The following is a 13,161-nucleotide window of genomic DNA, read 5'->3' on the forward strand; positions in this document are numbered from 1 at the left end:
CATCGGCGGCCTCATGCGCAAAAATCTTCGCGCGCCGGGGCTTGGCGCGCGGAATGCGTTTTGCATGGATGAACCGCAGATATCGCATCGATTCAGGGGCACATTTTTCTGGCTTTGTTGCGCACAGACCCGCTCGCCCAGCTTGCAGGCACCTTGTGCCCATCAGGTCAGGCGGGCGGGGCCAGTTTTGCAAGGATATCCAGCATGGCCGGGGCAACATCTGTGTGATGATGCTGAATTTTCCAGCCGCCATCCGCGCGGCGATAGACATTGGTCACGCGCTGGTTGATGGCGGCTGTATGCCCGGCAAGCGTTATGCTGCCGGCCTCAATCCCGGTCTCCACCGCCATATCGCCGGCCATGTCTATATGCTGGTCGGTAAGGGCAATTTCCCCACCTTCGGCGATTGCGGCGACCTTGGCGAACGAGCCCAGCACGGTTTCGCTGCCCATATCGCGCCCGCCAATCGGGTGTTGCGCCGTGGCATCGGGGCTATGGGCCCAGATCGCGCGCATCGGGTTGGCATCGCCATGCGCCATGCTGTTCAGCGCATCATAGAACCGGCTGGAAGCCTGGCGGATTTCGTCTTTGCTTGTCATGTGATTGCTCCATCTTACGGGAAAAGGCTCAAACCGTCCTCCCTTTCCCGGGGGAAATGGCCTGCAGGGCGGGGCAGGCAGATGGCGGCCGGGTTCAACGCGCGGCGGCAGCCCTGGCCGCGTCGCCACCCGATTTGACCGAAGCGAAAAAATCGGCCCGCGGGTTGGTTCTTGGATATGGCAAGTCGGGAATCTCGACCCCCAGAAAATCGCAAAGCGGCGCCCAGCCATCGGTTGCGCGGCACACCAGACCGCGGCCCGCCTTGACATGCGCCATCGCGGCTTTTTCGTTCGCGCGATAGGCGGCAAGAATGCCGTCACGATCTGTTCGCCCGCCCAGAGCCTTGCCAATGATGACCTTTTCGATCAGCTCGAACCATTGCACAAGGTGGCCGGGCCAGGCGCTTTTATCCAGAATCAGCGGCAGAATGGTTTGGGAAAAACTGGCATACCAATCATCGGCGTCGCGATGCGACAGGATGATCCGGGCATCGGGGGTGGCGGCCAGCACCTCTTGCCAATAGGCCGCAACCGGAAAATCGACCGCCGATCCGAAACCGGCGAAAACCGCATCATAATCGGGCTTGCCGGTTGCCACGCCGCCCCAAAGGCCAATCTGCCTTGGATCGTCAATAACTTCCGACATGTGGTGGCTGGGGCCGAAGCCAAGCGTTTCAAGTGCCAGTTTCAGCGAATATGTCCCCGTCCGGCCAAAACCTGCACCAATAATTTTGAGTGCCATTTGAGTATCTCACCTTATGAAAGTTGTGGATGATGTTTGCTGTGATTGTTGCTAGTATCCATTTTCATGCCGGCAATCCCTTAAAAACACCAACGAAACGATTTCATACGTCATGAACGAAATTAATTTAGCCAGGATCGACCTTAACCTGCTGGTGGTATTCGAAGTGCTTATGGAGCTTCGCAACGTCACGGCGGCGGCTGACAAGCTTGGCAAAACCCAATCTGCCGTCAGCCACGCCTTGGGCCGATTGCGCGAGCAGCTTGGCGACCCTATCTTGGTCAGGGTTGGCGGACAGATGCAGCCAAGCCCGTTTGCCGCGCAGCTTGCCGAAGATATCGAGCCGTTGTTACGCGGCGTTCGCCGTGTGCTTGCACCGCCCAAACTGTTCGACCCCGCAACCAGCGACCGGGTCTTTCGTATTGCGGCCCCAACGCTGACCCGGCTGATCGCGCAGGTATCCTCGCGCGTTGCCCGTGAAGCGCCCAATGCAAGAATTGAATGGTTGCCCGCACATCACGAAGCCTATTCGGCGCTTAGCGAAGGGCTGATCGACATCGCACATCTGGGGGGCGAGCCCCGGTTGCCAGACGGTCTGCAAGAACAGGTGATGGAGCCGTTCTCCTGGGTCTCCTTTGTGCGCAAGGGGCATCCGGGCTTGCGCAACTGGGGGCTGGAGGCCTGGCACCGCTACCCGCATCTTATGGTGAATGTCACACGCGCGCTCAGAAACCCGTTCTCGCAAACCTTTGGCGGCAGCACAGATCGGCGGCGAATAACCACAATGGTCGCAGATTCATCTGCCGTCGCCTCTATCCTTGCGCAATCAGACTTTATTGCAACATTTCCGGCGCTGCTTCTGGCCTGGGATATGGAGGCCCACGGGCTGTGCGCGCTAAAGCCACCCGTTGCGCTGGATCAGGTCAAGGTCCGCTTTTTCTGGAGTTCCAGACTGGCACAGGATGCAGGCAGCATCTGGATCCGTTCTATCGTGATCGAAACCTACCGCGCGCTGCAATTTGAGGCCGAAGCAAAGCTTTCGGGGGTGGTCGGCACGGCTTTTGGCCAAATATAAAGGCGCACCAATGCCAAACGCACCCATTGTTGGCCCATGAGCAGTATGTGTTCACCTTGCCCGCAAGGCGGTTGGGCCTGCCAAACACGCGGCCCTGTTTCATGCCCCGGATAGCGGCACCGCGTCAGATCCGGCTCCAGTCGACAGGGTCGACGAATAGGCCAAACCCTGAAGAACCGGGTTTGAGGCCAGTTTCCAACCCTCGGGTGAAAGCATGATGCGCCGCCGGATGGCCCTGTCCCCACCGGCAAAAATCAAAAGACCGAGGGCAAGGTAGAGCGCGCCGAACACAAGCCATGCGCCCGTTTGCACCCCGATAAGCCTTTGGCCCAACATGACGATCAAGCCGCCAAACCCGCCCATCACGACAAGCCGGGCCAGCAGGAATGTCAGTGCCGCGGAAAGGCGCTTGCCCAGCCGTCGTTTTTTTTGGCCACCAAGGAAAAGCATATGGGCGCCAATCGTGCAGGGCTCGACAAAACCCAGCAAGCCAAGGCCAAAGGCAAGCAAAAGTGCTTGTGCGGTAATGTCCATAAGCCCTTTTTACCCGGTTTTAGGGCCAGGCTGCGCCTTTTGCCTGCCAAATGCCAAGCCTATTGGTCAGGCACGGCTTCGTCCAATCACAGAATGTTTGACAGGGAAGCTGTGGCTGAATCCTGTGACGCACGGCCAGGATGCGCGCCCGCCCGGGGCCGCCGGGTCTAGCGATAGTAAAGCGACTGTCCGTTATGGAAAACCTGCACCTTTTCAGGCGCAGCGGCCATGCGCACGGCCGTGCCGCGCAGATCGGCATGAATGCCCGGCAGCTTGCCGATGACCGCGTCGTTATTGCCGACCTTGTCAAAATAAAGCAGCGTGACCTCGCCCAGCGCCTCGGTGAAATTCACCTTGCCTTCAAAGGCATAATCCGTGCCATCGGTGCTGACCATATCTTCGGGGCGGATGCCGACATTGACCTTCAGCCCCATATCGGAGGCCTGCGAGGGCGCGGCTGAAACCACCTTGCCGCCCGCTTCAAGCGCCACGGTGGTATGCGCCCCCGTGCCGGTAATTTCGCCCGCCAGCAGGTTCATTGCCGGCGAGCCGATGAACTGTGCCACAAATTCGTTTTCCGGGCGCTCGTAAAGCTCCAGCGGTGTGCCGACCTGTGCAATGCCCTTGTTGGCCAGCACAACAATGCGGGTTGCGAGCGTCATCGCTTCGACCTGGTCGTGGGTGACATAAATCATGGTGGATTCGGGCATGGATTCCTTGAGCTGCGCAATCTCGATGCGTGTGGCCACGCGTAAAGCGGCATCGAGGTTCGACAGCGGCTCATCGAACAAATACACCTTCGGGTCGCGCACAATCGAGCGGCCAATGGCCACGCGCTGTCGCTGGCCGCCCGACAGGGCTTTTGGCAAACGGTCCAAATAGTCCTCAAGCTGCAAAATCTTGGCGGCATTGGCGATGGCGGCATCAATTTCCGCCTTGGGCTTTTTGGCCAGCTTCATCGCAAAGGCCATATTGTCGCGCACGGTCATATGCGGATAAAGCGCATAAGACTGGAACACCATTGCTATGCCGCGCTGCGCGGGGGGCACGTCATTCACCACCTGCCCGCCGATCTGCAACTCACCGCCGGTGATTTTCTCAAGCCCGGCGATCATGCGCAAAAGCGTAGATTTGCCACAACCCGAAGGGCCGACAAACACGACCAGCTCGCCGGTCTTGATATCAAGGTTGATGTCCCTCAGCACATCGACCGAGCCGCCATAGGTTTTGGCGATATTCGTCAGTTTGAGATCAGCCATTTCCGTGTCCCTCTCGTTGAACTAAGCGCGCGTGGCCTGGGCGATAAACGCCTGCCACGGGCCCAAAGAAAGCGTATCGCCTGCCGGGGCGTCAGCGCCGCCCAAAGCATTGCCGATTGACTGCCATGCGCCCGGTGGCATGGGCAAATCGGCGGCATCGGCGCCCATGTTGAAGGCGCAGAAAATCGTCTCGGCCGCATCGCTGCGCGTAAAATAGATGATGTCACCCGCCGCTTTCACACCGTCATGCGCGCCCTTGGCAAGCGCCGGGTGCGCGTGGCGCAGCGCAATCGCGCGGCGGTAATGATGCAGCAGCGCGCTCGGGTCTTCTTCCTGTCGGGCGACATTCAGATGTATATGCTCGGCACTGGTTGGCAGCCAGGTTTTGCTGGCGTTGCTGAACCCGGCATGGGTGTTGGATATTTCCCAAACCATCGGGGTGCGGCAGCCATCGCGGCCCTTGAATTCGGGCCAGAATTCTATTCCATAAGGGTCTTGCAGGTCTTCAAAGGCGACATCGGCCTCGCGCAAGCCAAGCTCTTCGCCCTGGTAGATGCAGGCCGAACCGCGCAGGCACATCAGCAAGGTGGTCATCATGCGCAGGCCTTCGGCGGGCATGTCCCAGCGGGTGGCGTGGCGCATCACATCGTGATTGGAAAAAGCCCAGCAGGCCCAGCCATCGGGGGCGTGTTCGTCAATCCGGGCCATCACATCGGCCATCTCGGCGGCCGTGGGGCGGGTGTTCGACAGAAACTCGAACGCATAACACATCTGCATCAGGTCATCGCCGGCGGTGTATTCACCGAGGATTTGCAGGCCGCGCTGCGCATCGCCCACCTCACCCACGGCGGCGGCGCCAAATGGCTCCATCACCGCGCGCAGCTTGCGCAAAAAGTCGAGGTTTTCCGGCTGGTTCTTGTCATACAAATGCAACTGGTGGTTATAGGGGTTCACCGAAGGCGCAATCGTGCCGTTGCGCAATTCACGCGGCAAAGGCGGGTTGTTGCGCAACTGCTTGTCATGCACGTAAAAGTTGATCGTATCGAGCCGGAAGCCATCGACCCCGCGTTTGAGCCAGAAGCGCGCAACATCAAGCAGCGCCTCTTGCACCTGTGGCTCGTGAAAATTCAGATCGGGCTGTGCGGCAAGGAAGTTGTGCAGGTAATACTGCTCGCGCTCGCCGTTCCACTGCCAGGCAGAGCCACCAAAAATTGAAAGCCAGTTGTTCGGCGGCGTCCCGTCATCCTTCGGGTCGGCCCAGACATACCAGTTGGCCTTGTCGGCCTCACGGCTTTTGCGGCTATTCTTGAACCAGTCGTGCTGGTCGGATGTATGCGACAAGACCAGATCGATCATGATCTTCAGCCCATGCTTATGCGCCGTGGTTATAACCGCGTCGAAATCCGCCAAGGTGCCGAACATCGGGTCGACATCGCAATAATCCGACACATCATAGCCGAAATCCTTCATCGGCGATGTGAAGAAAGGCGAAATCCAGATCGCATCCACCCCGAGCGAGGCGATATAGGGAATGCGCTGCACAATGCCCGCAAGGTCGCCAATGCCATCGGCATTGCTGTCTTGAAAACTGCGCGGATAGATCTGGTAGAGAACCGCACCGCGCCACCAATCCTTGTCTTTTTCAAGGAAGGCATCGCCCGACAGGTGTTCCATTTTCGACATGTAGCGTGTTCTTTCTTATTTGACCGAGCCGGCCAACAGGCCGCGCACGAGGTATTTCTGCATGGTGAAAAACACCAAAAGCGGCACGGCGATTGACACAAAGGCCGAGGTGGCAAGAATCTCCCAATCGCCGCCGCGCGTGCCCAGCAACTCGACGATTTGCTTGGTCATCACCGTGGTGTTGCCCGAACTGTCGATCAGGAACACCAGCGCGACCAGCAGGTCATTCCATGTCCACAGGAACTGGAAAATCGCGAACGAGGCGAGTGCCGGGAAAGACAGCGGCAGGATGATCTTGGTGAAAATCTGAAACTCGGTTGCGCCATCAACGCGCGCATTCTCGATGATGTCGCGCGGCAGGCCAACCATGTAGTTGCGCAGCAGGTAAATCGCCAGCGGCAGGCCAAAGCCGGTATGGGCAAGCCATGCGCCGATATAGCCCTTACCGGCCAGCTTTTCACCCTCGCTCAGCCCGAACAAATCGCCAAGCCAGTTGACCGAGGTGAGCTTGCTGTCAGCATCAACCGTGCCCATGACCGAGGTGAGAAGCTCCATCGCGCCAACATGCAGCGACAGCAGCGGGATCAGCGCCAGTTGCAGCGGCACCACCAGCAGGCCAACGACAGCAGCCACAAGCAGCGCACGGCCGGGAAACTCCATCCATGCCAGCGCATAGGCGGCAAAGGCGGCAATCAATATCGGAATGATGGTTGAAGGGATCACAACCGTCAGCGTGTTGAAAAACGCTTTCGCCATGCCTTCGGCGTTCTTTTCGTCGAACAAAACCTGCTCGTAATTGTCCAGGGTAAATTCGGGCGGAATGGTTGCGTTCACGAACAATCGCTGCGCGCGGCCCGAAATCTGGCCATCATCGCCCCGCCAGATATAGGTGCCATCGGCATTCAGCGTTAATGTTTCGCCATCGCCCATATCGGCCACGTCGCCCGGACCATAGGCGCTTAAATCGCGCGAAGATGTGCCCCAGCTGTCTATTTCCACCTCGGCCAGATCGTCGCCGAAAATGCTGCCGGTTACCACAAAGACACCCGGCTCAACCTCGGTTCGGTTGGTATCGGGGTCGGCCACGCGCAGTTGCACGGTTTGCTCGGCAGGAAACATTGCCGACCACCAGCCCGATGCGGTGATCTGCTCGCTTGTGCGAAAAGACGACACGAACAGCCCCAGCGTGGGGAACAGCCACAGCAGCGTCAGCAACAGAACCGAGATATTGAGCGCCCAGACGACGGCGGGCTTGGTGCCGGCAATGCTCTCCATCAGCGCATCTCCTTGCGGACTGTATAGACATTCCAAACCAGAATCGGCGTGACCAGCAGCATGATGATCATCGCCGCCGCCGAACCCATGCCCCAATCATTCGCGCGGAACAGTTTGTCATACATGTAATTGGCCAGAACCTGCGTTTCCCATTGCCCGTTGGTCATGGCGAACACGATGTCGAACACCTTGAGCGTGGCAATGGTGATCGTCGTCCAGACAACCACGATTGTGCCCATGATTTGCGGAATTTTGATTTTGAAGAATATCTGGAACGGGTTGGCCCCGTCGACAATCGCCGCCTCGATGGTTTCTTCGGGAATGCCGCGCAAGGCGGCCGATAGGATGACCATTGCAAAGCCGGTCTGAATCCAGATCAGCACGGCCATCAGGAAAAACGAGTTCCAGAACGGGATGGTCAGCCATTGCTGCGGCTCTGCCCCGCCGAATTGCAGGTAAAGATGGTTGAGAATGCCGATCTGCGCCACGTCTTCGGGGCGGGCCTCGTAGATCAGTTTGAAAATCACCGCGGCACCGACGAAGGAAATCGCCATCGGCATGAAGACGATGGATTTGGCGATATTGCCCCAGCGCAAACGGTCGGTCAGCTGTGCGGCCAGAAGGCCAAAGCCGGTGGCCGCAGCGGGCACGACAATCAGCCACAGGATGTTGTTGAACATGGCCTCGCCGAATTTTGGCTCGGCAAACATTTTGGTATAGTTGCTGAACCCCACAAAAGCGCGCTCGTTGCCGGCAAGCCGTTCCTGAAAGCTGAGGATGAGCGTGGCCACCACCGGATAGGCCAGATACAGGCCAAGCGCCAGAATCGCCGGGCCAAGAAATATCCACGGGCGGATCATATTGGCGCGGTTGATGTTGCGGCCGGCATTCGGGCCGCGGGCGGGGTATAGAACCTTGTCCAAAAACAGGTTCGCGCCGTAAAAATAGCCGACACAGCCCGTTACAGCGACCGCGATCGTTATCAGACCTAACAGTGCCGGATGCATGATCTGCCCCCCCCAGGTTATTGAAAATGACTAAAAGTCAGCTGTGGCGGCCCCAAGGCAAGGGCGCCGCCACATTCGGTATGGCGCTTAGTTCAGCGCATCCCAGCTTGCCTGGATCTGGTCGGCCACAGCCTGGGCCGATGCACCGCCGACAAAATCGACCATGCCTGTCCAGAAGGTGCCCGCGCCAATGGCGGCTGGCATCAGGTCGGACGCATCAAAACGGAACGTGGTTGCGTTTTGCAAAATCTCGCCCTGACCGCGCAGCGTATCATCCATATAGGTGGCAAGGTTCACGCCCTGATGCGGTGTCAGAAAGCCCGTCTGCGCCATCATGATTTCATGCGCGATCGGAGTCTGCAAGAAGCGCATGAATTCAAGCGTGGCCTCATTGGCATCGGTTACAGCCAGCAAGGTGCCACCCCCCAGAACCGGGTTGCCAAGGTCTTTACCGGCAAAGGACGGGAAGTAGAAGAAATCTGCATCGGTGCCAAGTTCAGTGCCTTCGGGAAAGAAGGCCGGGGCGAAAGACGCCTGACGGTGCATATAGCACTGCGGCGGCGAGGCAAACAGACCAGCCGGGCTGTCGCGGAAGTCGGTTGTGCCAACCGCGCCGGAACCGCCTGCAACCATTGCATCATTCTTGGCGAACATCCCGAAGGTTTCGATGGCTTCCACAACGCGCGGGTCATTGAACGGAATTTCATTGGAAACCCACATGTCATAAACCTCGGGGGTCTGGGTGCGCAGCATGATGTCTTCAACCCAGTCGGTTGCAACCCAGCCGGTTGCGGCACCCGACCCCAGACCAATGCACCACGGCGTGTCGCCATCTGCGATGATCTGCTCGGACAGGGCGATCAGTTCTTCCATTGTCTGCGGCACGTCATAGCCGGCATCTTCAAAATTCTCCGGCACATACCAGACCAGCGATTTGACGTTCACATTGAAGAAAAAGCCATAGAACTGGTCATTGCCCGACGCATCGGCATAGGTGCCAAGGTCAACCCAGGAAGGGCCAGCGGCATAGTTTTCGGCAACCCAGGCCGCGGTTTCAGCACCAAGCGGTGTCAGCAAGCCCTGCTCGGCAAGGTTTGCGGCAAGGCCGGGCTGCGGGAATACGGCAATGTTGGGTGGCGAGCCGGCCTCGGCATCGATCACGATCTGCTGCTCGAAGCTGTCTGACCCGGTATAGGTGACATCGGCGCCGGTCGCCTGTTCGAAATAGGCCAGCATACTGGTGAAAATTTCGGCTTCGGGGCTGAGCCAGGGGCCGAAAACGGTGACCGACTGGCCGCTCAGATCGGGGGCGTCGGCCATATAGGCATCATAGCTGTCCCAGCTGAAATCTCCTTCACCCGGCGTGAAGACCAGGCTGTCTTGTGCCTGGGCCATTCCGGCGGTCAGGGCCAGTGCGGCCGCGCCAATATATAGTGTTGTCTTCATGAATCTTCCTCCCAAATGCGCATTGCTGCGCGCCCTTGAACTGCGCGTTTTCGCGCGATGGACTCGACCGCCGCGAAATGGGAATCATCTCCCAAAGCGCTTTGGCAATGCTTTAACCTTGCGCAAGTGCGGCTTTCTGTCAACGAAACTTTCATGAACGCGCATCTTTTCGTTTGTTTTGTGCAGGTGCAGCAATTTCCGATGGCGCAATTATCTTTGACGCTTCAGAAAACTGGCGCTAAAGTTCATTGAATTTTTGAAAGCGCTTTGAGGCCGCAGCCACCCATGAACCTAAAGAAACTCGCGCAGAATCTGGGGCTTAGCCAAACCACCGTCAGCCGCGCCTTGAACGGCTATCCGGAGGTAAGCGAGACAACGCGCAACCGGATTTTGGCCGCAGCCCGCCAGCACAACTATGCCCCGAACACCCGTGCCAAGGGGCTGGCCACCGGGCGCGCCCATGCGATTGGCCATGTCATTCCGGTTGCCACGCGGCATGAAATGGTCAACCCGGTCTTTGGAGATTTCATAGCCGGCGCAAGCGAGACCTATTCGCGCAACGGCTATGATATGCTGCTGTCGGTCGTTGAAAACGGCAATGAGCCCGAGGCCTATCGCAACCTGCGCGCCCGTGGTGTTGTGGATGGTGTTGTCGTGCATGGCCCGCGCATGAACGATGAGCGTATAGCCCTGCTCGACTCGCTCGGCCTGCCTTTTGCCGTGCATGGCCGTGCCACCGGGCATTCCGGCCCCTATGCCTGGCTGGATGTGAATAACCGCTCGGCCTTCAAGCGGGCAACGGGGTTTTTGCTCGACCTTGGCCACAGGCGCATCGGCTTGATCAACGGGCTTGAACATATGGATTTTGCGCATCGCCGCCGCACAGGCTATACAGATGCGCTGCAGGAACGCGGCATCGCGATTGATCCGGCCATAATGCGCGCCAATGAAATGACCGAGGCGCATGGCTACCACTCGGTTCTGGAAATGCTCGACCTGCCGCATCCGCCCAGCGCAATCCTGTGTTCATCGATGATCTGCGCGCTGGGTGTGCGCCGCGCCATCGAAGACCGGGGGCTGGTGATGGGGCGCGATGTATCGGTGATCACGCATGACGATGTATTGTCCTATTTGCAAAACGGCGGCCCGATCCCGATCTTTACGGCGACACGCTCATCGGTGCGCGATGCCGGCCGCCGTCTGGCGCAAATGCTGATCGACCAAATCGCAAACCCTGATGGCGCGCCAGAAACGATTTTGCTGGAAGCCGAGTTGACCGTGGGCAAATCCACCGGCCCTGCCCCGGCCTGATTTCGCAATTCCGCCCAGGCTGCATTCGGCAGGTTTACGCCCAAATTTCTTGTGGCGCGATAGAAACCGGACAAAGCGGCCAGCACGGTATAGAATTTCCTCAGATATCTTGGGAATGCGCCCCGCGACTGGGCTTTGGTGACTGCGCTCAACTGCGCAACCCCATCAGGCCGCAAGGGACTGTGCCAGCCGTTTCCTGATGGTTCACAGATTTTCCCAAAAGTCCTCAGCCCTCCAAAGTTCACCTCATACAGAACGCAAGGATAGCAAATGAAGAACAGAAAATTGAATTCGACAACGGCAATGATTGTTACTTTGTCGTTTTTGCAACCGCTGCCCGGTTTGGCGCAATCCTCTTCTGTGCTGCAATGCCTGCAAAACTTCAGCGGCGATGCCAGCGCAGCCGAAAGCGCCTGCCTCGACACGCTTGTAAGGTCCGGCGTTGCCTGCGATCCGGGCCTGTCTGGCGCTGGGGGCAATGCCGGGCCGGGCAACGGCGATGAGCCGCTGGAAAGCGTGGCCGCGCGGATTTTGCGCACCGCCAATGCCCAGGCATGTGCCGCTGAAGACGCCGCCGCAGCAGCACAGGCGCAAGCCGAAGCGGAAGCAGCACAGGCGCAAGCCGAAGCGGAAGCTGCTGCTGCGGCCGAGGCGGAAGCTGCTGCGGCGGCTGAGGCTGAAGCCGCAGCACAAGCACAAGCTGCTGCGGCGGCTGAGGCTGAGGCGGCGGCGCAAGCACAAGCTGCTGCCGAGGCTGAGGCGGCGGCGGAACAGGAAGCCTTGGCTGCAGAAGAGGCCGCTGCCGAGGCTGAAGCCGCCGCGCAAGCACAAGCTGCTGCTGAGGCTGAAGCGGAAGCAAGCGCACAAGCTCAGGCTGCCGCTGAAGCGGAAGCTGCTGCGGCCGAGGTGGAAGCAGCACAGGCGCAAGCCGAAGCCGAGGCGGAAGCTCTGGCCGCTGAAGACGCCGAAGCCGAGGCCGAGGCTGCGACAGCCGAATCCGTTGCCGCCGCCATTGCTGAAACCGCGGCGGCTGATGCCGCTGCCGCTGCGGCGCGTGCCCAGGCCGAAGCCGAGGCCGAGGCGGCCGCGCGTGCAGCAGCCGAAGCGAAGGACTGCACGGTTGAACTGGTTGATGCAACGGGCGCCACACTCTGTGCTGACGAGATGAGTCAGGCCGAAATTGCCGCCATAACCGCCGATGCGGCAGCCGATGAAAATGTCGTGGTGACGACCGAAACCATTGCCGAAGACTCTGCCCGCACCAGCAGCGAGGAGTTTGCCGAGGCCGAAGCAGGACGTAGCGGGATAAGCGACCTTGAACGTGCCGGCCTTTTCGCACTTGGCGCGCTCGCGATTGGCGCCATCCTGTCCAACGGTCAGCGTGTTACGGCACGAACCGATGACCGCGTGGTGCTGCAAGACCAATACGGCAATTTCAGCGTGCTGAAAAACGAGGACGTGCTGGTGCAGACGCCCGGCTCCAACATTCGCACGGAAACCTTCAACGATGGGTCCATGCGCACATTTGTTACCCGCGAAGATGGCAGCCAGATCGTGACGATCATCAATGCGCAAGGCCGCGTCTTGCGCCGCTCAAAGATCGATATTGACGGGAACGAAGTGCTGTTGATCGACGACACCCGCTATTTTGAACCGGTCGAAATCGAAGCTCTGCCCGAGCCATCGGCTGTTGATCTGGCCTATCTGAACGCCACCGATACCGCCGGTCTGCGCGCCGCGTTGCGCGCCGCCGAACAGCGCGATATTGGCCGCACGTTCAGCCTGAGCCAGGTGCGCCAGTATCGCGAGCTGCGCAATCTGGCCCCCGAGATCAACCTTGATCGCATCACCTTTGCGACAGGCTCTGCCGCCATTGCGGCTTCCGAGGCTGGGCGGTTGCGCGAAATCGGGCTGCTGATGCTGGAATTGATCGATGAAAACCCGAATGAGTTGTTTCTGATCGAGGGCTATACCGACGCGGTTGGCGATGAAAGCTACAACCTGCTTCTGTCAGACCGCCGTGCAGAAACCGTGGCGCTGGCGCTGACCGAGTATTTCGGGGTTTGGCCGGAAAACATGGTCGTTCAGGGCTATGGCGAACGGTTCTTGCTGATCCCGACGTTGAAGGCCGAACGGCTGAACCGCCGCGTGGCCGTGCGCCGCATCACCAATCTGGTGAACTAGGCCAAGGGTTTCTGTGCCGCTTGTCGGTGCTGAAACGCCCGCCCCC

At 59.2% G+C, this 13,161-nt stretch carries 11 protein-coding genes; 3 read left to right on the plus strand and 8 right to left on the minus strand.

The window, feature by feature from the left end:
- Positions 1–167: 167 nt before the first annotated feature.
- Together LGT41_RS15495 and LGT41_RS15500 are read right to left on the minus strand one after the other, a co-directional pair.
- Positions 168–599, minus strand: coding sequence for a YybH family protein (locus LGT41_RS15495; protein ID WP_274127843.1), 432 nt, complete (start codon positions 597–599; stop codon positions 168–170).
- Between the two features lie 94 nt (positions 600–693).
- A complete protein-coding gene (locus LGT41_RS15500) occupies positions 694–1,341 on the minus strand; it encodes a sulfotransferase family protein (protein ID WP_274127844.1) in 648 nt (215 codons plus the stop codon).
- A 112-nt stretch (positions 1,342–1,453) separates the two neighbouring features.
- Here LGT41_RS15500 and LGT41_RS15505 point away from each other — a divergent pair, with 112 nt between their 5' ends.
- Complete coding sequence (locus tag LGT41_RS15505) at positions 1,454–2,416, plus strand: LysR family transcriptional regulator (RefSeq protein WP_274127846.1); 963 nt, start codon at positions 1,454–1,456, stop codon at positions 2,414–2,416.
- A gap of 99 nt (positions 2,417–2,515) precedes the next feature.
- Here the strand turns inward: LGT41_RS15505 and LGT41_RS15510 are convergent, their stop codons facing one another.
- The 6 genes from LGT41_RS15510 to LGT41_RS15535 form a co-directional block, all read right to left on the minus strand.
- A complete protein-coding gene (locus LGT41_RS15510; protein ID WP_274127848.1) occupies positions 2,516–2,950 on the minus strand; it encodes a hypothetical protein in 435 nt (144 codons plus the stop codon).
- A 167-nt stretch (positions 2,951–3,117) separates the two neighbouring features.
- A complete protein-coding gene (locus tag LGT41_RS15515) occupies positions 3,118–4,209 on the minus strand; it encodes an ABC transporter ATP-binding protein (protein ID WP_274127849.1) in 1,092 nt (363 codons plus the stop codon).
- A 21-nt stretch (positions 4,210–4,230) separates the two neighbouring features.
- Complete coding sequence (locus tag LGT41_RS15520) at positions 4,231–5,892, minus strand: alpha-amylase family glycosyl hydrolase (protein WP_274127852.1); 1,662 nt, start codon at positions 5,890–5,892, stop codon at positions 4,231–4,233.
- 15 nt (positions 5,893–5,907) lie between these two features.
- Entirely contained in the window at positions 5,908–7,167 is a 1,260-nt protein-coding gene (locus LGT41_RS15525; protein WP_274127854.1) for a carbohydrate ABC transporter permease, read from the minus strand.
- Positions 7,167–8,174 (minus strand): carbohydrate ABC transporter permease, encoded by a 1,008-nt coding sequence (locus tag LGT41_RS15530; protein ID WP_274127856.1) that lies wholly within the window; start codon positions 8,172–8,174, stop codon positions 7,167–7,169. The genes LGT41_RS15525 and LGT41_RS15530 overlap by 1 nt, the downstream gene beginning before the upstream one ends.
- Positions 8,175–8,261: 87 nt before the next feature.
- Complete coding sequence (locus LGT41_RS15535; protein WP_274127858.1) at positions 8,262–9,620, minus strand: ABC transporter substrate-binding protein; 1,359 nt, start codon at positions 9,618–9,620, stop codon at positions 8,262–8,264.
- A gap of 285 nt (positions 9,621–9,905) precedes the next feature.
- Here LGT41_RS15535 and LGT41_RS15540 point away from each other — a divergent pair, with 285 nt between their 5' ends.
- Positions 9,906–10,931 carry a substrate-binding domain-containing protein gene (locus LGT41_RS15540; protein ID WP_274127860.1) on the plus strand — a complete coding sequence of 342 codons (1,026 nt, stop codon included), beginning with the start codon at positions 9,906–9,908 and terminating at the stop codon, positions 10,929–10,931.
- A 270-nt stretch (positions 10,932–11,201) separates the two neighbouring features.
- The gene (locus LGT41_RS15545; protein ID WP_274127862.1) at positions 11,202–13,115 is read left to right on the plus strand and encodes an OmpA family protein; all 1,914 of its coding nucleotides are present in this window, start codon (positions 11,202–11,204) and stop codon (positions 13,113–13,115) included.
- Positions 13,116–13,161 lie beyond the last annotated feature (46 nt).

Source organism: Abyssibius alkaniclasticus, from assembly GCF_020447305.1.
In the GTDB taxonomy this organism is placed as follows: Bacteria; Pseudomonadota; Alphaproteobacteria; order Rhodobacterales; family Rhodobacteraceae; genus Abyssibius; species Abyssibius alkaniclasticus.